Annotated in this window: 18 protein-coding genes; 7 read left to right on the top strand and 11 right to left on the bottom strand. The window is 60.3% G+C overall.

Annotated features, from left to right (window positions below):
• Positions 1-437: 437 nt before the first annotated feature.
• Positions 438-2498: a diguanylate cyclase gene (locus tag OHL18_RS03315; RefSeq protein ID WP_263373406.1), complete on the top strand. Its 2061-nt coding sequence runs from the start codon at positions 438-440 to the stop codon at positions 2496-2498.
• Positions 2499-2533: 35 nt separating this feature from the next.
• Here OHL18_RS03315 and OHL18_RS03310 read toward each other — a convergent pair whose 3' ends face one another.
• Positions 2534-3781, bottom strand: a complete 1248-nt coding sequence (locus OHL18_RS03310) for a BaiN/RdsA family NAD(P)/FAD-dependent oxidoreductase (protein WP_263373405.1) — start codon at positions 3779-3781, stop codon at positions 2534-2536.
• Between the two features lie 131 nt (positions 3782-3912).
• Between OHL18_RS03310 and OHL18_RS03305 the strand changes: the two genes are divergently transcribed.
• Entirely contained in the window at positions 3913-5211 is a 1299-nt protein-coding gene (locus OHL18_RS03305) for a class I SAM-dependent rRNA methyltransferase (RefSeq protein WP_263373404.1), read from the top strand.
• 231 nt (positions 5212-5442) lie between these two features.
• On the opposite strand, the gene OHL18_RS03300 is transcribed toward OHL18_RS03305, so the two are convergent.
• Positions 5443-6588 (bottom strand): response regulator, encoded by a 1146-nt coding sequence (locus OHL18_RS03300; RefSeq protein ID WP_263373403.1) that lies wholly within the window; start codon positions 6586-6588, stop codon positions 5443-5445.
• A gap of 1357 nt (positions 6589-7945) precedes the next feature.
• Here OHL18_RS03300 and OHL18_RS03295 point away from each other — a divergent pair.
• On the top strand, positions 7946-8617 hold the full coding sequence (locus OHL18_RS03295) for an OmpH family outer membrane protein (RefSeq protein ID WP_263373402.1): 672 nt from the start codon (positions 7946-7948) through the stop codon (positions 8615-8617).
• A 448-nt stretch (positions 8618-9065) separates the two neighbouring features.
• Here the strand turns inward: OHL18_RS03295 and lepA are convergent, their stop codons facing one another.
• Positions 9066-10868, bottom strand: coding sequence for a translation elongation factor 4 (gene lepA / locus OHL18_RS03290; protein WP_263373401.1), 1803 nt, complete (start codon positions 10866-10868; stop codon positions 9066-9068).
• A 209-nt stretch (positions 10869-11077) separates the two neighbouring features.
• Positions 11078-11878 (bottom strand): hypothetical protein, encoded by an 801-nt coding sequence (locus OHL18_RS03285; RefSeq protein WP_263373400.1) that lies wholly within the window; start codon positions 11876-11878, stop codon positions 11078-11080.
• Between the two features lie 342 nt (positions 11879-12220).
• Between OHL18_RS03285 and OHL18_RS03280 the strand changes: the two genes are divergently transcribed.
• Positions 12221-13327, top strand: a complete 1107-nt coding sequence (locus OHL18_RS03280; protein ID WP_263373399.1) for a sensor domain-containing diguanylate cyclase — start codon at positions 12221-12223, stop codon at positions 13325-13327.
• Between the two features lie 199 nt (positions 13328-13526).
• Here OHL18_RS03280 and OHL18_RS23200 read toward each other — a convergent pair whose 3' ends face one another.
• From OHL18_RS23200 to OHL18_RS03270, 3 genes are all read right to left on the bottom strand, one after another.
• Positions 13527-13910 carry a DUF3592 domain-containing protein gene (locus OHL18_RS23200; protein ID WP_449727813.1) on the bottom strand — a complete coding sequence of 128 codons (384 nt, stop codon included), beginning with the start codon at positions 13908-13910 and terminating at the stop codon, positions 13527-13529.
• Between the two features lie 479 nt (positions 13911-14389).
• A complete protein-coding gene (locus OHL18_RS03275; protein WP_263373398.1) occupies positions 14390-14839 on the bottom strand; it encodes a hypothetical protein in 450 nt (149 codons plus the stop codon).
• A 133-nt stretch (positions 14840-14972) separates the two neighbouring features.
• A complete protein-coding gene (locus OHL18_RS03270) occupies positions 14973-16085 on the bottom strand; it encodes a GntR family transcriptional regulator (RefSeq protein WP_263373397.1) in 1113 nt (370 codons plus the stop codon).
• Between the two features lie 237 nt (positions 16086-16322).
• Here OHL18_RS03270 and OHL18_RS03265 point away from each other — a divergent pair, with 237 nt between their 5' ends.
• Positions 16323-16748: an OsmC family protein gene (locus OHL18_RS03265; protein ID WP_263373396.1), complete on the top strand. Its 426-nt coding sequence runs from the start codon at positions 16323-16325 to the stop codon at positions 16746-16748.
• A gap of 85 nt (positions 16749-16833) precedes the next feature.
• Here OHL18_RS03265 and OHL18_RS03260 read toward each other — a convergent pair whose 3' ends face one another.
• From OHL18_RS03260 to murQ, 3 genes are all read right to left on the bottom strand, one after another.
• Entirely contained in the window at positions 16834-17787 is a 954-nt protein-coding gene (locus OHL18_RS03260; protein WP_263373395.1) for a cation diffusion facilitator family transporter, read from the bottom strand.
• 84 nt (positions 17788-17871) lie between these two features.
• On the bottom strand, positions 17872-18384 hold the full coding sequence (locus tag OHL18_RS03255) for a DUF3592 domain-containing protein (protein WP_263373394.1): 513 nt from the start codon (positions 18382-18384) through the stop codon (positions 17872-17874).
• A 133-nt stretch (positions 18385-18517) separates the two neighbouring features.
• Positions 18518-19447 (bottom strand): N-acetylmuramic acid 6-phosphate etherase, encoded by a 930-nt coding sequence (murQ, locus tag OHL18_RS03250; RefSeq protein WP_263373393.1) that lies wholly within the window; start codon positions 19445-19447, stop codon positions 18518-18520.
• A 149-nt stretch (positions 19448-19596) separates the two neighbouring features.
• Between murQ and OHL18_RS03245 the strand changes: the two genes are divergently transcribed.
• Together OHL18_RS03245 and OHL18_RS03240 are read left to right on the top strand one after the other, a co-directional pair.
• The gene (locus OHL18_RS03245) at positions 19597-19938 is read left to right on the top strand and encodes an L-rhamnose mutarotase (protein ID WP_263373392.1); all 342 of its coding nucleotides are present in this window, start codon (positions 19597-19599) and stop codon (positions 19936-19938) included.
• A gap of 110 nt (positions 19939-20048) precedes the next feature.
• Positions 20049-20981 (top strand): hypothetical protein, encoded by a 933-nt coding sequence (locus tag OHL18_RS03240; protein WP_263373391.1) that lies wholly within the window; start codon positions 20049-20051, stop codon positions 20979-20981.
• 221 nt (positions 20982-21202) lie between these two features.
• On the opposite strand, the gene OHL18_RS03235 is transcribed toward OHL18_RS03240, so the two are convergent.
• Positions 21203-21646 (bottom strand): NINE protein, encoded by a 444-nt coding sequence (locus OHL18_RS03235; protein ID WP_263373390.1) that lies wholly within the window; start codon positions 21644-21646, stop codon positions 21203-21205.
• Between the last annotated feature and the right edge of the window lie 112 nt (positions 21647-21758).

The following is a 21758-nucleotide window of genomic DNA, read 5'->3' as shown; positions in this document are numbered from 1 at the left end:
AACTTTGACTCGATTGAGGCACGGCTCCGTCTTTCGCTTCTCTTCACCAGCAACTGTGACAACTCCTTTGTTGAGTCTTGTTCGAGTGGCTTCCTTGAATATGGGGAAGCACGAGGTCAAGCACTGGACGACTGGTTGACCCGCGATCTTCAGAGGTTGATCTTTCGAGATTGAACCTCGGACGTCACTTGCGGCATTGAAGCGGTTGGATCGTTGGCCGGACGCGAACGGAGTTTTCAAAGGGAGGATCAGGTGACAAAATGCTCTTTGCCATTGGTCGAAGATATAGGCCGGGCGAGCTGATACTGGGACGGCGTCGGGCAAAGGCTGCCGATGGCGCTCAGGGCCTGCAGTTGCACGTTCAATCTACACGACGCAAGGCGTCAGTATTCCTGCGTTCCGTTTTCGTGGTGGGCGCATTCCTCTGGGTTGGATCTATGCTCTGCCTGGTTGGCGTTGCGAGAGCGGCTCCGGTCCTCCCCGGCGCAATAAGCCCTGCCGCCGCGGAGCTTCCTGGCGAAGAGACGCATGCCTCTCTCTTGAAGTCAGAGATGAAGATGAAGAGTGCCAAGCCTTACCTCGATACGGTGAAGCAGCTCCGGCAACTTAGCTCCGCCGAGGCGGAGCAGCTGATTCCTGTCAAACTTACCGGCGTCGTAACGGACCTCTCCGGGTATAAGAACTCGTTCTTCTTTCAAGACGAAACGGGCGGCATCTCTGTGGACCGCACAGATTCTGCTGATGTGCATGCGGGCGATCGAGTCGAGATCGTTGGAACCAGTGGGCCGGGTCTGTTTGCGCCCGTCGTTCTTGCGTCGAGGGTGACCGTGATGGGCCAAAGTTCTCCGCCGCCGACCCACCGATTCATGTACGGCGACCTGTTCGGCGGCGTTCAGGACAGCCAATGGGTCGAAATCGAAGGAATCGTTCACACCGCCAGAATGGAAGAGGTCGACGAGAATACGCTTCTCCATCTGCGCCTGGAGATAGGTGGCGGGTCGGTCAATGTTCTGCTGCAGGATTTCGCCGGTGTGGACATCGCCCACCTGGTGGACGCGAGGGTGAGCTTCCAGGGTGTTTGTGCTACGGACTTCAATCAAAAGAAGCAGTTCGTGGGTCTGGACCTCTATGTCCCGTCTACGAAGTTCATGAAGGTGCTGGAGCCGGCACGAACCGACCCGTTCGGCGTGCCGACGATGCCAATTGGCAACGCGCTTCAGTTTGGGCAGGCACAGCACCGCGTCAAAGTGAGTGGCGTTTCCACCTACCAGAACTCCGGTCGCGGGATCTATCTGCAGAACGGCAGTGACGGGATAGGGATCCAGGCAAGCGGTACGCGGTTCATCGGGACAGGCCGTCAAGTAGAAGCGGTTGGCTTTCCAGTTCTGGGTGACTATGGACCCATTCTCGAGGATGCACTCCTCCGGGAGCTTGGCCCTGCTACTCCCATCGTTCCAATACGGATCATGGCCAAGAACGTTATCACGCAAGACGGAGACTTCTATCAGGTCCCCTACGATCAGCAGCTTGTGCAGATACAAGGAAGGGTCGAAGAGAGCCATGTTGCGGGAGAGAGGAGGGTTCTGCTTCTGCGCGATGGCAACGAAGTCTTCGAGGCGTCGTTCCCGCTGTCGGGCAAGGGCTCGGCTCCTGGTACGGACAACGGAACCCTGCTTCTGCTCACGGGTATCTGCGTCGTGCATGCCGACCTGTACCATAATCCCGTCTCATTCAGCATCCTGCTCAACACTCCGCAGGACATCGTCATATTGAATCGTGCCTCATGGTGGACGGCCCAGCATACGCTGGCGATACTCGCCGCTTTTATGGGGGTCATGAGCGTTGTCGTCCTTTGGGTTGTCATTCTAAAGACCCAGGTCAAGCACCAGACCAACATCATCCGTCAAAGTGAAGAGCGGTTTCGTCATCTTGCAGAGCACGACTACCTGACCGGTCTGCCGAATCGGCTCATGTTGGAAGAGCACATGAGGCGCTGCCTGGAAGTTTGCGCTGCGAAGCACACACTTGCCGCCGTCTTTACGATCGACATCGACTACTTCAAGAAGATCAACGACACGCACGGTCACCTTGTTGGCGACGAGTGTCTGAAGATCGTTGCAAGCCGCCTGCGCGGAACGGTGCGAAAGATGGACGTTATCGCCCGCATCGGGGGTGAGGAGTTCATGCTGATTGTGGGCAGCCTTCGTGACTCCGAGACTGCTTTCGGAATCTCCTCTGCGATCCTGGATCTATTTCAGGGGCGTGTGGTTGTCCAGGGGGTCGAGATTCCCTTGACGGTCAGTATCGGAGGTGCGCTTTACCCTACCGATGGAACCGACTCTGGATCCCTGCGCAAGATGTCGGATCAAGCGCTGTATCAAGCAAAGCAATCGGGCCGAAATCGAGCGGTCTTCACCAGTCCAGAGTCTCGTACATTCATTCCGATCGATTCCGCTGGACGTGACCCAGCAGATCGACTTGGCGCCAACGTGACCTGATAAGAAACCGCTGACTAGATGGGATGGTAAGGCGGTCAGGCGGATTGGGCGGCGCTCACGGCGGAGGCCCAGGCCCATTGGAAGTTGTAGCCGCCGAGCCAGCCGGTGACGTCGACGACTTCGCCGATGAAGTAGAGGCCGGGAACCTTGCGGGATTGCAAGGTCTTGGCGTCGAGTTCGCGGGTGTCGACGCCTCCGGCGGTGACTTCGGCTTTGGCGTAGCCCTCGGTCCCGGCCGGGTGGAGTTGCCAGGCGTGCAGGGAGGCCTCGAGTCCCTCGAGGCCAGAATTCGTCCAGCGTTCGGGGGTGTTCACGGCGACCCAGCGTTCGGCCATGCGGGCGGGGAGGATTGCGCGAAGGGCATTGGTGGCTGTGGTGGCGTCACGGCGGGCCGCGGGTGCTAGTAGATGCGAAAAGACCTGCTGGTTGGGGGCGAGGTCGAGGAGGATGGGGTCGCCGGGGTTCCAGAAGGAGGAGATTTGCAGGATGGCCGGGCCGCTGAGACCGCGGTGGGTGATGAGCATCTTTTCGCGGAAGGTGACGCGCGGCCTCTTTGCGGAGCCGGTCGCGACGGCAGATGCGACTACGGGGGCGGAGAGGCCGGAGAGGTCGGCCCAGTCTTGCAGGTCTCCGGGCGAGAGGGTGAACGGTACGAGACCGGGGCGGCAGGGGATGATTTTGAGGCCGAACTGGCGTGCGATCTCGTAGCCCAGACCGGTTGCGCCCATCTTTGGGATGCTGAGGCCGCCGGTGGCGACGACGAGGGAGTCGGAGGTGAAGGTGCCTCGGGAGGTCGCTACGGTGAAGTGCTGGGCTTCAGATTTTGCTACGGATTCGATGGTGGTTCCCGTCAGGATGCGGACGTTGGCGGCGGTGCACTCGCGCTCGAGGAGGGCGACGATCTCCTGGGCGGAGCGGTCGCAGAAGAGCTGGCCGAGGGTCTTCTCGTGGTAGCGGATGTTGTGCTTTTCGACCAGCGCAATCATATCTTCCGGGGTGAAGCGGGAGAGCGCGGACTTGGCGAAGTGGGGGTTTTCGGAGAGGAAGTTTTCGGGCCGGGTGTTGAGGTTGGTGAAGTTGCAGCGGCCTCCGCCGGAGATGAGGATCTTCTTGCCGGCGCGTTCGGCGTGGTCGAGGACGGCGACGGTGCGACCGCGGCGGCCGGCTTCGAAGGCGCACATGAGGCCGGCGGCGCCCGCGCCGAGGATGAGGACGTCGAATTGGGTGGAGGTGGGCAACTGCTCTAGTTTATCGAGGGTGACGGTTGTGGCGGACCCACTCATCGCGATATGACTGCGATGAATGGGGCACAGAGGGCGGGGCCTCCCTTGGGCGCGGGCGGGAGCAAATGCGGGGATTCTTCGCCTTCGGCTCAGAATGACGGAGTTCCATGGCTGCATGCGACGATAGAAGGATGACGAGTGGTTTGAAGGAACGGGCTTTGCGGGTGGGATTGCCTCGCGAGGCAGAGGCGGCGGCGAAGGTTTCGCGGCGGGCTGCGGATCGGCTTCGGGCGGGTCATCTTTGGGTGTACCGGTCGGATGTGGATGAGGTTTATCCGGCGGCGGGTGAGGCTGGAGTTGCGGCGGGCGCGATCGTCTCGGTGCTGGATGGGCGGGGGTTTCCGTTGGGGTCGGCGATCTACAGCGATGCCTCGCAGATCGCGCTGAGGGTGGTGTCAGACAAGACGGCGCTGACGCGGGCGGAGTACCTCGCGGATGTGAAGGAGCGCGTGGCTGCGGCGATTGCGCTGCGGCGGGAGCTTGCGCCGGAGGCCGTCCATCTCAATGCAGATACGAGCGGAAATGATGCCTGCCGGTTGATCTTCAGTGAGGCAGATGGGCTGCCGGGGATCGTCGCGGATAAGTACAACGGGTTGGTGGTACTACAGCTTCTGACGCAGGGGACGGCTCAGGATGATGTTCGCGAGGTGCTGCGAGAGGTGCTGGCGCGCGAGCTTCCGTTAGAGACGATTGTGGAGCGACCGGATGCCCGGGTGAGGGAGCTGGAGAAGTTGGAGATGCCTCCGGCGGGGGCTTTGTTCGCGAAGGATGCGGCGGCTCCGGTGTTGGAGACGGTGTTCACGATCAATGGGCTGAAGTTTCACTTCAACGCGGAGGCGGGGCAGAAGACCGGGGCGTTTCTGGATCAGAGGCTGAACTATGCGGCGGCGGCCAAGTATGCGCGGGGGCGGGCGCTCGATGTGTGTACCTATCAGGGTGGATTTGCGCTGCATATGGCACAGGTTTGCGACGAGGTGACGGGCGTGGATGCGAGCCGGTCGGCGTTGCAGGTGGCGGACCGGAATCTGCAACTAAATCCGCAGTTAGCGGCGACGGTGGAGTGGATTGAGGCGGACGCGTTTGAGCTGTTGCGGGAGTTTGAGGCGGCGGGGGAGCGGTTCGATACGATCGTGCTCGACCCGCCAGCGTTTGCGAAGACGAAGCGGGCGGCCGAGGGAGCGATGCGTGGATACAAGGAGCTGAACCTGCGGGCGATGAAGATGCTAAGGCCGGGAGGGACGCTGGTGACGTGTTCGTGCTCGCACCATGTGCCGCTGGCGGAGTTTATGGAGGCAGTGGGGTCTGCGGCGAGCGATGCGAAGAGGCGAGTGCAGGTGATGGAGATGCGCGGGGCTGCGCTGGATCATCCTTCGGTGATGACGCTGCCGGAGACGGACTATTTGAAGTGCGTGATCTGCCGGGTGGGGTGATCTGTGAGAAGACCCACTCATCGCGTGAGACAAAGCGCGATGAATGGGGCACAGAGTTGTGGCGGGATAAAGGCCAATGCGGGGGTCTCTCCACTTCGCCACGCGATGAGGCTGCGCGGCTTCGGTCGAGATGACGATTTCTCTTATTGGCGATCAGTTCCTTTAGCGAAAAACAAGAAGACCCGGAGATTGATCTCCGGGCCTTAGTGTTTGTACATGTAACTTTTAGAGTTACATGTTGTAGTTTGGTTCTTCTTCCTCGACGATGCCGTAGCGGCGGAGGAGGTTGGGCAGGTTCTGGCTGAAGGCGGCGCGGGGCATGACCGAGTCGCATCCGGCTTCGACGGCCTTGGCCTTCAGGTCGCCCTGCAGGTGTGAGAGGAAGCCGACGATCGAGGTGCTCTTCTTGAACTTCGTCTTCAGCTTCGGGATGAGGGTCATCGGCTTGGCGCTGGCGTTGTTCAGGTCGAAGACGATGAGAGCGGGACGGTCTGCTTCTTCGACTCCGGTGAGTTTAGCCAGGGATTCCTTGTCGTTCTTGACGAACTCTATCTTGACGCCGAGTTTGCGGGCGGTCTCCTGAATCTTGGCGACGAAGAAGAGGTCGTCGATGAAGAAGAAGATCTTAGTCTGTGCGTCTTCCGGGATCGGAATCGTGCGGCCCTGGGAGTAGTCGATGGGCTGCGAGTCGCCGTGGTATCCGCCGCCACCGCCCCGGCTGTGGCCGTTGCCGCGGGGCTGATGGTTACCGTAGGACTCGATCGTGGAAGGAGGCGTGTCGGCGAAGTTGCCGTTGACGGCGCGATAGCTGTGGTCCATGGGGCCGACGAAGCCGCGGGCACCACGAGACTGCTGCTTACTGCCGCCACCGCCTCCGCCTTTGCGCGACTTGAAGGCGTTGTTGCCAAACTGGTGGGTATCGCCGTTGCTGCTGCGCGAACCGCCGCCGCTGTTGGAGTGGCCATTGCTGCTTCCGCTGGCCTGGTTGCCGGGATTCTCGGAACGGCCTTCGCGTGGGCGGTCACGGTCGCGGAACTTCTTCTTCCAGCGCTTGGTGCCGGTCGCGTTCTGCTGGCCGTTCTGTTGGTTGGGGGCCTGGGCGTTCTGCTGCCGGGATGGCTGTCCCTGCGGGGTTGCGGACTGAGGTGCCGCGGCAGCTTCGCCGCTGCTATCGCCACCCTGTGCCGCTCCGTTGAGGGCGACATCTTCCGGGCCTTTGCCTTTGCGCTTGCGGCGGCGACGCCGACTGCTCTTTGACTGTCCCATGCCGTGCGGTACATTCTGCCCGGCATCCTGCCCCGAATCGCCCTGGTGAGCGATCGGAGGTGGCTGATCCGAGTGCATCTGCACGTCGGATACGTTCTGATCTGAAGTCATGCTTCCACTTCCTGGTGCCTAGGTGCTGAAACTTTCTTACATGGTGAAAAGGTCGCGAAGCCCATGGGAATGGGGCACCGTGTGATCCAACTGACGGAGGGATGCGGAGTCTGGGTGTCGGAAGAAACAGTTCTCAAGTTTTGCTCTGAACGTAACGTTTATCTCTACCTGCTGGTAGCGCGTTTGCCTCCACGAACTCCGTGGAGCGCGTGTGCGCAAACCCGGCCTGCCGATTACTGCGACCGCAACCCTAATTTGTTACGTCTTCTCGATTTCGGTGAGCTGATTTCGATTGGTTCGAACCTTCGACTTTCCGTCGAGGCAGGAACACTGCGTTTTGTCTGTTTGAAACCCCATGTATAAAGGCGGCCAAGCCTGCCTCGATTGGTACATGGAAGACACAGAAGGGATCGGCACCCACGCCATCTCTTAACGCAAGCCTGATAATACGCCGACCACCTGATCTTGGCAAATCGAATCTTTTGAGGGGAGTGTGGGGTGGTGCCGGATATTTGCCTTATGGGTCCAGATTTCCATCGGTGTGGGCGACATCGGGGCCCCGAAAACTCCAGCCGGGTCACCCTTCGGTGCGGGATTGCCCCGAAGTTCCTTCGGGGCTTGGATTCAACCTTGGGGGAGAAATAAGGCGGATCCAGCTTTGCTGCAATGGCCAGTCACGGCCTCCTGAAAACAGCTTCCGTATGTTCTGGTAGCCTCTCCCTTTCCGGTAAACCGCGACTACGTGGGCGCGAGCTCTTCCTGGTCCGGGGCAAATCGATCGCTAACTCAATAACGCGGTCGTTACGATTTATGCAATTCTAAAGCCAAACGAAAAGGCCCAACAATCCCGCATTCTTTGCGTTGGTTCGGACGGAGAAGACAGGAATATGGAGAAATCCGGAAGGCGATATCCGCTTTTCAGTATTTGCATTGCGTTGTGAATAGCCGCTGAAAAGCCATCGAATGGCCGCCGGATATTTGACCCTGTAACGCGGCCACCCTATAATCGACGTGTTCCGGTACCCCTCTCGCCTGGCTTGCTCCCACGGAAACGCCCGGTCGCTGCGTACCTGAAGATGGAATCGGCACGGTCTGGCCGATCTGTCCTTCGGAGGCCCGCAGTTATGCTTTTCGAGATGGGGTGGAATACGCGGTAGTACGCAGTTTGCACCGCGAAATCAATCGACGAATCGAGTACCCACGACCTGTCCAGCCGGCACCGCGAATGATCCAACCTGACCGCGATTCCCTTCTAGCCGCGATGTGTTCCGCTCGCAGCGGCTTTGGATCAACGCCCACACAAGTTCTCCCTCTTCACACAAATTACCGCTTTGGCATATAAGGAGCTTCAAACCGCATGAATCGCAATCTCGCACTCGTCACCGCGCTCGGCGCTGGGCTCTTCACCGCTTCCGTTTCCGCCCAGACTCCCGCTGCTGCCCCCGCCGCTGCCGCCCCGGCACCGGTTGCTCCCCAGGCCATTCCCGCAAAGATCGCTCTGATTGCCTTTGAGCAGTCGGTGTTCGCGACCAACGAGGGGCAGGTTTCGGTCCAGGCCGTACAGAAGAAGTACGAGCCCAAGAAGGCGCAGATCGACACGCTGGCGCAGGAAGTGGATTCGCTGAAGAAGCAGCTCCAGGCCCTTCCGGCAACGACCTCGGATGAGGATCGTGCTTCGCGCCTGAAGAACATCGACACCAAGGAAAAGCAGCTGAACCGCGACGCCGAAGATGCCCAGACCGCTTACAACGCGGACCTGCAGGAGGCCTACGGTAAGCTGGCGCAGAAGGTGAACGCCACGATGCGTAAGTATGTGCAGGACAATGGTTACACGCTGCTGCTCGATGTGAGCGGACAGCAGAACCCGGTTCTGTGGGCGCTTCCGACGACCGATGTGACCGAGGCTGTCATCAACGCCTACAACACCTCGTCGGGCGTTGCTGCTCCGCCTCCGGCGGCACCTTCGGCGACGCGTCCGCGTCCGGCTGCTGGTGCGGCGAAGACTCCAGCCGCTGCTCCCAAGAAGTAGTCGTTCACCCTCCGAAGCCCGCGACGAGGGAGCCTGTGGCTCCCTCGTCGTGATCGTTTGGGATAGCAAAAATGCGATTCTGCGTAGGGGAATTAGCATCCCGGGCTGTGGAAACTAATGTGGATTTTCCCATTGAGGGAAAGAGATTCTGACTGCTAACGGCTACAGAGCTCGTGCCGACAGTTAAATCAATTTCGCTTATGTGTATTCTTTTGTGTAGTTTAGCCGGAGGCTCATGCAATTTGGTGAAGCGTCTGCCGCAGGACTTCTAACTCATCGCCAGTCAACAGTTTCCACAGATCAGGGTTAATTTGCCGTGACAACCTTCCAGCGATTTTGAGCATAAGAGGGGAGGACGCCCCCGGATTTGTTCAGCATTGAAAAGCGTGCAGGGATGGGGTTTACGTCCCACCCATGACGATGAAGCCGTCATGGATGGGGCACCCGGTTATTCTTCGCCGACCTTGAGGACGGCCAGGAAGGCTTCCTGCGGGATGTCGACCTTGCCGATCCGCTTCATGCGCTTTTTGCCCTCTTTCTGCTTATCGAGGAGCTTGCGTTTGCGGCTGATGTCGCCCCCGTAGCACTTGGCGATGACGTTCTTGCGGATGGCGGTGACGGTCTCGCGGGCGATGACCTTTGCGCCGATGGCGGCCTGGATGGCGACCTCGAACATCTGGCGCGGGATCAGCTCGCGCATCTTCGAGACGAGGGCGCGGCCGCGGTCGTAGGCAAAGTCGCGGTGGACGATGATGCCGAGCGCGTCGACGGGGTCGCCGCCGATGAGGATGTCCATCTTGACCATGGGCGAGATCCAGGTACCGGCGAGAACGTAGTCGAGCGAGGCATAACCGCGGGAGACGGACTTCAGGCGGTCGTAAAAGTCGAGGACGATTTCATTGAGTGGAAGCTCGTAGGTGATGAGGACGCGCGTCTCGGAGACGTACTCGAAGTTCTTCTGCTTGCCGCGCTTGTCTTCGACCAGCTTCAGGATGCCGCCGACGTACTCCTCATTCGTCAGGATCTTCGCAATAATGACGGGCTCTTCGATGGTCTCGATCTCGGTGGGATCGGGCCAGCGGGAGGGATTGTCGACCTCGAGGACGGTGCCGTCGGTCATGGTGATCTTGTAGCGGACGCCGGGAGCGGTGGTGATGAGGTCGAGCGAGAACTCGCGTTCCAGGCGCTCCTGAATGATTTCGAGATGAAGCAGGCCGAGGAAGCCGCAGCGGAAGCCGAAACCGAGGGCGGCGGAGGATTCGGGCTCGAAGGAGAAGCTGGCGTCGTTGAGGCGGAGCTTTTCGAGCGCGTCGCGGAGCATGGCGTGCTCGTGCGAATCGACCGTGTAGAGGCCGGCGAAGACCATCGACTTGATGTCCTCGAAGCCGGGGAGCATCTCGTTGCAGGGGTTCTCGACCGAGGTGATGGTGTCGCCGACCTTGGTGTCGGCGACGTTCTTGATGGTGGCCACGAAGAAGCCGACCTCGCCGGCAGTGAGCTCCAGCATCTCGACGGGCTTGGGGGTCATGACGCCCATGCTCTCGACGTCAAAGGTCTTGCCGTTCGAGAGCAGCTTGATCTTCATGCCCTTGCGCATCTTGCCGTTGATGATGCGGGCGAGGACGATGACGCCTCTGTAGGGATCGAACCAGGAGTCGAAGATGAGCGCCTGAAGCGGAGCGTCGGGGTTGCCCTGCGGCGGTGGCAGCAGGGTGACGACGGCTTCGAGGATCGACGCGACGTTGAGGCCGGTCTTGGCGGAGACCGCGATGGCGTCGGTGGCGGGAAGGCCGACGGTCTTTTCGATCATCTCCTTGGTGCGCTCGATATCGGCGCTGGGGAGATCGATCTTGTTGATGATGGGAAGGATCTCGAGGCCGTTCGAGATGGCGAGATAAGCGTTGGCGAGGGTCTGGGCTTCGACGCCTTGCGAGGCGTCGACGACGAGCAGAGCGCCTTCACACGATGCAAGCGACCGCGAGACCTCGTAGGAGAAGTCGACGTGGCCGGGGGTGTCGATGAGGTTGAGCTGATAGGTCTCGCCGTCCTGGGCCTTGTACATCATGCGGACGGTGTGGGCCTTGATGGTGATGCCGCGCTCGCGTTCGAGGTCCATGGCGTCGAGCACTTGCGCCTGCATCTCGCGCGAGGTCAGCGAGCCGGTAAGCTCAAGCAGGCGGTCAGAGAGCGTGGATTTGCCGTGGTCGATATGCGCGATGATCGCGAAGTTGCGTATGTGCGATGGATCCATGAAAGGGGGACAGCCTCAGAGTCTATGTTAACACCCGGCGTTGAGTGGGGTTCTTGTGTGGGCTGGGGCGTGGTGGGTTGGTCTGGCTGTACATTGCGTCCAAAACGCGACTTCGTGGGAACGACAAAGTCACAAGTTTTAAAAGTCTCGCAGCAACTCCCTCGCCATTCCCACGTTGAGGATGACAACATGTGAAGGGAATCCGTCCGTTACTTGCACCACTCTTCGCCTCGCCGCATGTAAAGGTGACTGCAGCCCTTCGGTAGATGGGCAGGAACGGGCAGCGCATCTCCAGGCTTCCAAAATCCCAAGTGACTTAATATCTCAGGCATTTCGGAGTCCGCGACGGCCAGCGGATTGCCATCTCCATAGCCTGTATGCCCACGATAGCGGAGAACTCGTACATACTGCCCGGATTCATCTGCCCGGTATACCTCGATCCAATAGGTGTACGGCGCATTCTCAGTGGGATAGTTCACGATCACGTTCCCCTGCAGGGATCCGCGTTCAACAAAGCGCGTGGCTTCATTATTGTTTCGACCCGTGAGCCCTTGGAACACGCGAATGAAGCGGTCGGTCTCTCTTTCATAACGGTAAAGAGCAGTGGCAATTCCGCAGTTTCCGTTGGGCCCTTCGGCGCCGCACAACTGAATGAATAGAAGGGGGCTTGATTGATTCTGACCAGCGTTCACAACCCTACTGGTCAAGAGATGGTACGGAGTATCGAACGGTGGTCGTTCCTTGCCGACATCCTGATAGAGATTCTCAGAGCAGTCCGGCTTGTTCGCTTTCACGAGGCAGACGTGTATCGGCCCGTGATCTTCGATCTCTGTGATTGGCTGCCCGCCTTCCTGGACTACTACTAACGTCCATTGAGTTACTGTTTCAAAGGTTTGGGTCAGATCGATGTGAGAGATGACTTTTGGCTTTTCTGCGCCCTGATGCGACAGAGTTGCCATGACTGAGCGATCAATTTCCTCGGTTGCAATGGTGGCCTTGTCGGCACCCAAGCAGTGCGGAGTTCCCACAGTTGTCAGGAATGCCCAGCACAAAGACAGTGCGCTGATTCGCATGCAGAAGGTCATCCTGTTCATAACGAGCAATTCTAGAGGCTCGCAGAGACCAGTGCTGAGTGACTAGCTATCCGCAGCGAAGTTGCACAACCGTGAAGCCTATGTTGCCGGGCATCTTCAGCTTTTGGTGGAGGGAGGTAGCATCCGCAACGCAGGAGGGCGGATACACTTTAGAAAAAGCCGTCGATTCCAGGCAGCTCCTCCTGCTTGGAGTTTCCCTGGAGTCGGTCGAGGTGGATTTCCTTGAAGTTCCTAGAACGCTGTTCTAAAAAAGCAAGAATGGTTCTATCACTGAGCCTCACGGTGGTTCTGTTCTTTCTCCTTGAGTACTTCGCTTCCATCGTTCTTCCGCGCCATCTTGCGCTGGCTCAACTTCTTGCCGCTTTGGTCGCGGCACCGGTCTCTTTTGCGCTGAGCAGCCGATTCTCGCCCGCTTCCGCGCGGCACGACGATCACGACGATCTCTTCCGCGATGTTGCGGAGAACAACCTCGACGACTTTTACATCTTCGAAGGAATCTTCGACGACGCAGGGCAGATCGTCGACTTCCGCTTCGGCTATATCAATCTCGCCGCGGAGCGCAGGCTCAGGAAGCCACGTGAACAGTTCCTAGGGAAGGTGCTCTCGGAGGTCCGGCCTTACGCGGTCTCGTCCGGGGTACTCGAACGCTACAAGGAGGTTGTGCGCACCGGCGTTCCCTACATCGACGAGATCTTCATTGATGACGACACGATTCACGCTACCTGGATCCACGTCCAGGCGTTGAAGGTTGGCAACAACGTCGCTGTGACGAGCCGCGACTTTACCGAGCGCAAGAAGATGACGGACCACGTCAATTTTCTGGCGCACTACGATCAACTCACCGGGCTGCCTAACCGGACGCTGCTTTACGCGCGGCTGAACAACGACATCTCACGCGCTCGCCGCGACCAGCATAAGGTGGCGGTGTTGATGGTCGATGTCGATCACTTCAAGGGGATCAACGACTCGCTGGGGCACGCGGTTGGGGACGCTCTGCTCTCCGCGTTGGCAAAGCGTCTGCTCGCCTCGGTTCGCGAGACGGACACTGTCGCACGGCTGGGCGGAGACGAGTTCATCATCGTTCTGCCCGATTTCAAGAGTATGGAAGAGGTTGACCGATGCGCCCAGAAGGTCCTGGAGACGGTCTCCGCTCCGATCGAAATTGGAGATCGTCAACTGGTCATCACGGTCAGCATTGGACTGTGCATCTATCCGGACTCCGGCCTTGAGGTCGACGAGATTCTGAAACATGCGGATACGGCGATGTATACGGTCAAGGCAAATGGGAGGAATGGGATCTCGGGCTACTCGGGGCAGAGGCGAGTTGCGTCGTCGCGAGTTCCTTCTTCGACGCTTCCTTCGTGAGAGGGATTGGGCCTGGGCGGTCGGCGAAACACGAATCTGACATGGGTGATAATCCTGTCTTGAACTGCGGAATTGTTCGGCGGGGTGACGTTTCCGAAAATGCCGTTTTTAGTGCGCGAAACCTCGCCATCGGTATCGCTTCATAGAGATCTAATGTCCCGACCGCCACCGAAGCACCAACCCGCGAATAGGGCGACTGCTAGCCTAGGTTTGGCGCTGATCCTGGGCCCAACCGCAAAGAGGCGCGTCGTTCGCGCCGAAGCAAGAGGTATCCGGCTCCGCTGAAGAACGCTCCGAGACCAGCGCAGAGCACCGGTTCAAACCACAATTGCCAGAAGTAAGATAGCTTTGCCGAAACAGGATTGGTTTGGAGATAGCGCACGCGAACGTTTTCTCCAATCTCGAAGCTGGGAGGGTTCGTGGCGACACCCGCCGTTGCGGTGTAAACCTTCCCGTCACCCGCCTTGAATTTGAAACGAGCGGAGTAATTTATGTTCCCATTGTCATCCCTCTGCGGGATCAGATCGATGACGACACCCTGTTCCGGAACGCTGCGGAAAAGCCAGATTGACGTGTAAGTCATAAATCCAAAACCCGCCACGAGCGAAGCAAGGCCACATGCAAGCCAGACCCTGCAAAAGAACCAAAGGACTCGGCTCAGCCATCCTTTCTGTTTGGTTTTTGGCATGAGTGAACGATAGCATCGTCTCTGATAACGGCGCTTGCGGGGCTGAGCGGCGTTAATGGATTCGCGTGCGAACTTCCCTGCAAGTCGGTGTTTTCGGCAGTTTCATTCCTGGGTCAGACCACCGCTGGTAGCTCTGAGAGCTTGTTGAAGAGGTCCAAACTCCCTTGCAGCCGAACAACCCAGGGCTAAAGCCCCGAACCTTCCATTTCACGTTGTTCGTGGGGCTAAAGCCCCACGCTACTCCCATAAGCCATCGGTTGGATTACCGCGATTCGTCAGACACTGCCTAAAGCCCACGCTACTCCTGGACAGGCGGCATCGAAGTTCTTCAACTTTCTCTTTCTTCAACTTTCTCTAAGGGAGATAGGCAGAGCCTAGGGGAAGTGGAAGAGGATGCCTGTTTGAAGTGTCTGTGGGTAGGAGCCGGGGAGGCCGGTGAAATCTCCTTTGGAGAACTCGAGGACGCGCCAGTCGAAGGGTGCGGTGACGTGGAGGTCGAGGCCGAAGACGATGGAGCGAGTTACGCCGACGTGTTCCTTTGCGGGGAGGGTGTAGAGGCCGCCGTTGTCGGGGGAGTAGCTGATTTCGTTTTTGCCGAAGAGGCCTTCGGCGTAGAGGCGGAAGGGGCGTAGTTTTTCACTTCTGGGTTGATAGGCTACGCGGGGGCCGACCAGGTAGCCGTGGAGGTGGCTTCCGTTGCCCTGGATGCGGAGGTCGAGGCCGGGGCAGAGACCGTAGCGGTTCCATTGGGCGTAGAGGCCGATGGCTCCGACGGGATATCCGGTGTGCGGGGGCGGTGCGTCTTCGATGGCCCCGCCGAGCATACCGTAGCCTCCGATCTCTACTGGCGCGTCTCTCGGCTCGGGCGGAGGGTCGTGTGGCCTGGGATAGGGCCTGGGATAGCCGAAGGGCGGATAGATCGGGTAGAACTGCGCGGAACAGGAGATACAAGCGAGGCTAGTTGCGGTAAGCCAGGCCAGAGCTAGAAGCAGAAGGGCGGAGCCATGAATTTTGGTGGCGTGAGTTCGTCTCATGCTGCTGAGTCTGCACGGCGGCGCGCTGGCCTGAGTCCTTCACTGTGACGGTTTCTGGAGTGTCACAGTCGAGCTTGCCGTCTGGATCAGCGTGGAGGCTGGCGCGCACCATCTGCTGGAGCTCGGCTATGGAGTTCTCGGCGAGGAGGTTGAAGCGGATGCGGGGGATGGATGCGGGGAGGACCGTGGCGGTGTGGGAGTCGCAGATGACGGTGCGGGCTTGATTGAGGCCGGAGGTCCAGCCGTAGAGCGAGGCGTCACGGAGAAGCAGCGCGTCGGCTTCGAAGCCGGCGGCGACCAGCATGATCTTGGCGAAGGCGAGGAAGGGCGGCCAGCGGGAGGCTACTCCTACGAGGGTGTTGTTGGGGGCGGGGAGCCAGGGTGCCAGGAGCTGCGGGATCGAACGGACCTGCAGGATGAGCATTGCTACTTCGGGCGGGAGGACGGAGCGCAGGGCTTCGGCTTTGCTGGGGAGGACAAGGACGAGCGAGCCGGGGAGCTGGGCGGTCATGGCGGCGATGGCCTTGGTGTCGCCGGGGCGGGGAAGATCGGTGAAGCCGATGGTGAAGCCGGAGGGGAGCTTGATGGACTCGTGGAGCTCCTGCAGGACGATACGGCGGAGTTCCACGTCGGACTCGATGAGGAGAAGGCGGGCGGGTGGAGCGGCGTCGAGGTGGCCGAGGATGCGGGCGCGGAGCTCGTCGCGGGTCATGTCGGCGGCGCTGGCGGCCTGGATGAGGTTGGCGATGAGCTTGTCGAGGTGGAGGGTGGGACGGATGCCGGCGATGGTCTTAGGCGCGGTGTCGCGGACGAAGACGCCGCTGCCACGGCGGAACTCGACCCAGCTTTCGCGTTCGAGCTGGCGGTAGCCTGCGCTGACGGTGTTGGGGTGGATCTTGAATCTTTGCGCGAGGGAGCGGATGCTGGGCAGGCGCTCGCCGGCCGCCAGATCGCCGGAGAGGATGCCGAGCGAGACCTGGGTGACGATTTGGTTATGAAGGGAGACGTCTCCCGAATGCACGAACCAGAATCTCATGCGCCCGCCTAATGATTTCCTGTCCATCGTGGCGTACCCTCCTTGACAACACACTTGCCGGAAAGTTGCATATTGCGACAGCGGTGGGGCAAACGGCGGGAGATTCCGGCTATGGGCGGCAGCCAATCCCACGGCGGTAACGTCTACAGGTCGTAACAATGGGCGCGTAGACTCACGCACAGTCTACTCCCGCGCACGGGTAGAGAAATCGGCATCTGAACGCAGCAGGAGAAAAACATGGATCGCACCGCATCGGCAGTCTGGCACGGCAATTTGAAAGAGGGTAAGGGCACTCTCTCCACGCAGAGCGGAACGCTGCACGAGGCGCAGTACAGCTTTGGCACGCGGTTTGAGAATGGCGTGGGGACGAACCCGGAGGAGTTGATCGCGGCGGCCCATGCGGGGTGCTTCACGATGGCGCTGAGCGGGCAGTTGACGTCGGTGGAACTGCCGCCGGAGTCGCTTGAGACGACCGCTACGGTGACGATGGAGAAGACCGACGACGGGCCGACGGTGACGAAGATTCACCTAGTGACGCGGGCGCGGGTTCCGGGGATCGAGAAGGAGAAGTTTTGCGAGTTGGCGAAGAAGGCGAAGGAAGGGTGCCCGATCTCGCGGCTGCTGAAGGCGGCGGAGATTACGCTCGATGCGCAGTTGGTCTGAGAGTAAGAGCGCCCTGCGCGGGCGGCGGTCACTTCGTGACGCGTATCGGGCTTCGCGTGGCGCTCGCTTTGCTCGCGAAGAAAGCTTAGTGGCTGTGGGAGTGGCCGTGGTGATGATGGGCGTGGCCGCCTACGACTTCCAGCTCCGGAGGGGCGGCGCAGCCGTGGGTGGTCTCGCAGCCCTTGGTCTCGAATTGGATCGTTGTGTGGTGGATGTGAAAGCGGTCGCGGAGGGCGCAGTTGATGCCTTCGAGGATGAGGCCGCAGTCCGACATGGGCATCTCGGCGATGGTGACGTGGCTGGCGAGCGCGTGGCTGCTTGAGCCCAGACTCCAGACGTGGAGGTCGTGGACGTTCAAAACGCCCTCGACCGACTGCATGGAGTCGCGGATCTCGTGGAGTTGGAGGTTCTTTGGTGTGCCTTCGAGCAGGATGTGGAGGGTCTCGCGGACGATGCCGTAGGAGCTGTAGAGGATCATGCCGGCGATGATCATCGAGAGGACGGGGTCGATCCAGGTCATGCCGGTGAAGAGGATGGCGAGGCCGCCGGCGATGACGGCCGCGGTCGAGAGGGTGTCGCCGAGCATGTGCAGGAAGACGCTACGGATGTTAACGTCGCCGGAGAAGCGCCAGAGCAGACCGGCGATGACGCCGTTCATGAGGACGCCGGCGGCTGCGACATACATCATCAGGCGGGGCTGAACGGGTTCGGGTGTCGCGAGGCGGTGCAGCGCGGCGAAGGCGATCCATCCGGCGAGGACGATCAGGGTGAGGGCGTTGACGAAGGCAGCGAGGACGCCGGCGCGCTGGTAGCCGAAGGTCTTCTCGTCGGTTGCGGGGCGGGTCTGGAAGTAGACGGCCACGTAGGAGAGCACGATGGCAAGCATGTCGGAGACGTTGTGGCCGGCCTCCGAGATGAGCGCGAGCGAGTGCGCGCGGACGCCGAAGTAGAAGGTCGCGACGACGTAGCAGAAGGTCGCGGCGAGTGAGAGCTTGAGGACCTGCTGCATCTTGCCCGACGGCTTTGCGACCATGTGCATAGGGAGATTCTATACCTCTGGGGGGTATCTGAACGTATAGCAACCGAGTCTGTTCATGCGACCAAAGAGGGATAATTCCCGAAATTAGTCGCGGGGATGGAGTCGTTCCTGTAGGCCTTTGCCCTTGGCGGCGCTGACGCCGGTGCCGAGGCCGACGCGGAGGCCACTCCAGGATTCGGCGACGACGATGCTGTTACCGGGGTTCTTTGGGTCGTAGCGGACCTGGATGGGGAGGTCGACGCGGAGGTGGCGGACGTGCTCGGGGAGGCGAGCTACGTCCTGGAGGCTTTCATAGCCTACGCCGGCGACTTTGTATTGATAACGCAGGACATCGGGTGGGGTGTCTTCGACGTTGAGGGCGTTGGCCTCGGTGTCGGGGCGGCGGTCGGGACGATCGAGACCGGTGTCGATCAAGGTGGCGTCGGTGATGCGGCCCTGGGTGGCGAGGAATTCGCGGCGCTGACGCTCGACCTCTTCGGCGCTGGGGCGGCGGTTGTAGAAGATGTACGCGGCGACGCTGATGGAGGCCACCAGGCCAAAGGCGACTGCGCCAATCTGATCGGGACGAAGATGCAACGCTGGGGGAAGGTGGGGCACGGTTCTGAAGAGAGGATAGCCGATTGCTTCGAGAATGGAGCAAGAAGTTGTTTGGGGTGGGATCTTGGAGGGGGTGTGCGGCCATCCCACTCATCGCGATAAGACTGCGATGAATGGGGCACGCGACACGGAGTTATTCGCCGAGGGCGGCCGCGAGGCGGCCTTTGGCGGCTGTTAGCTTGGCTTCGGCGGAGGCGCGGTCGATGCCTAGCTTTTCGATGACGATGGCGGTCTTTACCGTGCCGCCTTCGAGCAGGAGTTCTACGGCGCGGTCGTGGGTGCAGCCGGTGGCGGTCATGATGATGCGCTGGGCGCGGTCGACGAGCTTGGAGTTGGTGGGTTTGAGGTTCACCATCAGGTTGCCGTAGACGGCTCCGGTGCGGACCATGACGCCGGTGCTGAGCATGTTGAGGACGAGCTTGGTGGCGGTGCCGGCCTTCATGCGGGTGGAGCCGGTGATGACCTCCGCGCCGGTCTGGACGGCGATGGCGATCTCGGCGAAGCGGGTCATGGCGGAGACGGGGACGCAGGTGAGGGCGATGGTGAGGGCACCTAGCTGCTTGGCGTAGGCCATTGCGCCGAGGACGTAGGGCGTGCGGCCGCTGGCGGCGATGCCGACGAGGACGTCAGGGTGGCCAGAGGCGAAGCTGCGGGCGCGGAGGTCGGCGGCGCCGAGCTCGGGGGAGTCTTCGGAGACCTCGCTGGAGCGGCGGAGAGCTCCGTCGCCACCGGCGATGAGGCCCTGGACGAGTTCGGGGTCGACGGAGAAGGTTGGCGGGCACTCGGAGGCATCGAGGACGCCGAGGCGACCGCTGGTGCCTGCGCCGACGTAGAAGAGGCGTCCGCCCTGGTTGAGGCGTTCGGCGATGGCGTCGACAGCCAAGGCGATCTGCGGGATAACGCGCTCAACGGCTGCGGCGACGGTCTGGTCCTCGCGGTTGATGATGCTGAGCATCTCGAGGGTGGAGACCTTGTCGATTTGCGATGAGTGCGGGTTGCGGGCCTCTGTGGGGGCGGCGGCGAGAACTTCCTTGTCTTCAGCTTTCATGATTCCGTCGATCATCTTCCAACTCCTACGTCTTCCAACTCCTACGTTCTGACTCCTGCTCAATCGCTGCTACCTCGGTACATCGGCACCACAAGCCATTCTGAGCGCAAACCTAGCACGCACGGGTTAGCATGGTCACGGTCGCAAAGATCAGGAGGCCCATTTTGAAACGATACGGCATGCAGATTGGCCTTCGGCCCGAAGCCTATGACGAGTACAAGCGGTATCACGCCGCGGTATGGCCTGAGGTGCTGGCCACGATTGAGCGCTGCAACATACGCAACTACACCATCTTCCACCACGACGGGATCTTGTTCGCCAGCTTTGAGTACCACGGTGTTGATTTCAAGGCCGATATGGAACTGATGGCGGCTGACCCGGCGACGCAGCGGTGGTGGGCGATCATGGAGCCGTTTCAGCGGCAGATTCCAGGGACGCCGGAGGGTGAGTGGTGGATGCCGATGGAGGAGATGTTTCACTTTGATGGGCCGTTGGGGGAAGGGTGAACGCGGCCAGGGACTAAAGCCCGCTGCTACTCCAGAATCTCGGCCAAATCACACATTTTTCTTTCTCGTCCCGGTAGAATAGAGGGACATCGAAGGGAATTGATCTCCGCATGAGCACAACGCTTCAGACAGCACTTTCCGGCCAGATTGCCGACGCCGCCGCAGTGGCGGCCCTTACCATCGCCTCCTCCGAATCCGCGCTTGATTCTTCCGGCGCGGTCACCACGAAGTTCATTCTGGCGCTGGCCTCCGATCCGGCCAAGACCGAGCTTCTGGAGCTGACGGAGAACCTCGACCTGAGCCGCGCTGATCTGATCAGCGACCTGCAGGTCTATCTTGCCGAGACGGCGAAGCGGCTGCGCAATCCGCGCCCCGATTGCTACGTGACGCTCCATGGACTGCCGCTTACGTTCGGCAAGTTCAGCTGGCCCTTCCACTCGTCGACTTCGGGTGCCGATACCTTGCTGGTGCATGGCGAGATCAAGCTTGAAGACGGCACCGACAGCCCGCTGCATGCGAAGATCTCTGCTTCCATGACGGTTACTTTTGCGGAGATCGTTCCCGCGCCGGAACAGCCGTTTGCCGAGGCGTTTATCTACAACGCCGTGCGCAAGACGATGGACCAGGGACAACTGGAGCTGGTGAAGAGCGGCAACCGTCAGCCGGTTCCGGTAACGACGCGCTACTACAGCCGGTGGCAGAAGAAGTTCACCTTCAACGACACGACCGCGGAGCAGAGGCATAACTATCTTGCGGCGAAAGCTTACTGGCTTTCGGGCGTACTGGGCGAGCGGAAGCCGATCTGGCTGGCCGATCCGCGCGATGCGCAGTATTTGAACACCACGGTTGAAGAGTTGAAGAGGACCGCGGAAGACCTGGCTGCCGATGGTGTGATCCGGCTTTGCACCGACGTTGAGTTTGGCACTCCGACGGATGCGCTGATGGGCCACAAGGCGCAGTACGATGCTGAGGTGCAGGCGGCGCTTACGTTCATCAAGCCGAGCTTCAATGAAGAGATGCGCGGCGGACATACGAATATGTAATTGGGTTGGTTACGAATTAAAGAGGCCTGTGCCGGTAGTCTTCGGCATGGGCCTTTTTGTTTTGTGGAGGGGTTCGGCGCTTCAACCCACCCATGGCCAAGAGATTGCCATGGGTGGGGTACCCGATTTTGCGGCGCGGCAGAGCGGAAGGCGAAATGCGGGGGTCTCTCCACTGCGCTTCGCTCCGGTCGAGATGACGTGTTTCTCGGGAGGCGAGTGGCTTAGGCGGTGGCGGCCATGCCTGATCCGCACTTGGCGCAGAAGGCTGCGCCTGACTGCACGGCTCCGCCGCAGGATGGGCACATGGCAGGCGTGAGGTTCGCCGGGGGTGGCGGGGTGCTGGCCGCGTAGACGGGGATATTCGTGGCCAGGATGCCGTTGGTGATGATCTGGGCCTGGACGGCGTTGTAGGCGCGGACGCGGCCGGGCATGAGGAAGCACTCGATGAAGCCGAGGAAGGCGGGAATGCCGGTCCAGGAGAGAAGGATGTAGAGGACGCCCCAGCCGGTCTCGCCCATATAGAACTTGTGGATGCCAAAGCTGCCGAGGAAGAGCGCCAGGAGGACGCCGACGACTTCGTCCTTCTTCGCGGCTTCATATTCGGCGAAGAACCAGGTGCGTTGCTGTTCGGTCAGGCTGGCGGTGTACATGGGGTTGACGATCATGACGTTCTCCGGAAATCTCTGTAAGTTTTCCAAGAAGAATACGGCAGAACGATGCGATTCGTTCCTAGAAAGATCAGGTTGCGACTTAGATGCTGTCCTGCCGGACGGGCCC

This window comes from Granulicella aggregans, assembly GCF_025685565.1.
Lineage (GTDB): Bacteria > Acidobacteriota > Terriglobia > Terriglobales > Acidobacteriaceae > Edaphobacter > Edaphobacter aggregans_B.
Note: the sequence above shows the minus strand (reverse complement) of the source record. Positions and strands in the feature narration are given on the sequence as shown.